Source organism: Xanthomonas sp. MUS 060, assembly GCF_000963215.1.
GTDB lineage: Bacteria > Pseudomonadota > Gammaproteobacteria > Xanthomonadales > Xanthomonadaceae > Xanthomonas_A.
This window is the reverse complement of record NZ_JZIM01000120.1, coordinates 1-528: the sequence shown is the minus strand read 5'-3', so window position 1 is coordinate 528 and position 528 is coordinate 1. Positions and strand designations below refer to the sequence as shown.

Here is a 528-nt window from a genome sequence, read left to right as displayed (position 1 = left end):
AGATCGCCGCTGCGGTACATCCGCGCATTCGGATCGGCACTAAATGGATCCGTGAGGAAGCGCTCGGCATTCAAATCTTCCCGGTTCAAATACCCAAGCCCCACGCCATCGCCTCCGATATACAACTCACCCACGACCCCGATCGGGACTGGCGCACCGTACCTATCAAGAATGTAGATGTGCGTGTTCGCGATCGGACGGCCGATCGGGAGACTTCTTGAGCCATCACCGACGCTCTCGATCTCATAAAATGAAGCAAATGTCGTTGTTTCTGTTGTGCCGTAAAAATTCAAGAAATGTTGCGGCCTATCGCCATCCATCACCTTCGCCACTACGCTTGGATCAAGTGCATCGCCGCCGATCAGCAGATAACGCAAGCGACCGAATCCAACCTTCATGCTATCGGCATATTGATAAAACAAACCTGTCGACATCCATAATATATTGATCCCTTCACACTCGACTGTCTCTGCCAAGCGTGCCGGGTTCATCAGAACATCGGATTCGATGACGATCAGGCGCGCACCA

The 528-nt window shown here is 52.5% G+C and carries 1 protein-coding gene; it reads right to left on the bottom strand.

What is annotated here, in order from left to right:
- The coding region (locus XANALMUS060_RS17320; RefSeq protein ID WP_045739508.1) for an AMP-binding protein at positions 1 to 528 on the bottom strand (528 nt) is incomplete at both ends.